This window comes from Vibrio sp. 970 (assembly GCF_033339075.1).
In genome coordinates, this window is record NZ_JAWOTW010000630.1 from 1 (window position 1) to 568 (window position 568).

Sequence of the window (568 nt, forward strand, 5' to 3'; positions counted from 1 at the left end):
GAGCTGTTTTATCGTGGCACTCTGCTGATTGATCTCTAATTGGTTCGCTAGAATCATGCTCCCTTGCCACCAAATCACGCTTGAGCACGCCACTATCACGAGAAAGATAGTCAACCCTAGCCACGCCCAACTTTTCAGCACTAACACGCTCATGCGTCGATTCTGGGCGTTTATATCGCCTTTGATTTTCTGCTCGCTTGATCTCAACGCCTGTTCGATAACCCTCACGTGCCTCTCGAATTCGCTCTTGAGATGCTGCTCTGTATCGAGCGCTTGCTGCTTCGATTTCTTCTCGAAGTCCTGCGCCAAATTTAAAATCTTGCTCATAAATCTGCCCTTTCAATCGAATATTCCGTCCACCATCAGGATCGGCAATCGAGAGACTTTTTGAGGTCTGCCTTGCCACGGTGAAACCTGCGCCCTCAAGGGCATTTACCACATCTTGTCGAGTGCGTAACTCGCCGTTGCCTGCGAGAGATAACAATCCGTCTGTGATAGCTCTCGCGGCTTCTTGTTTGGAGGCTGGGAGATTGCGTGGAGTGGTCAATTCACGTTTGTTAATCGGATC

General features: G+C 49.5%; 1 protein-coding gene. It reads right to left on the minus strand.

What is annotated here, in order from left to right:
- The coding region (locus R7Q11_RS29900; RefSeq protein WP_225467240.1) for an MbeB family mobilization protein at positions 1-327 on the minus strand (327 nt) is incomplete at its 3' end.
- Positions 328-568: the final 241 nt, after the last annotated feature.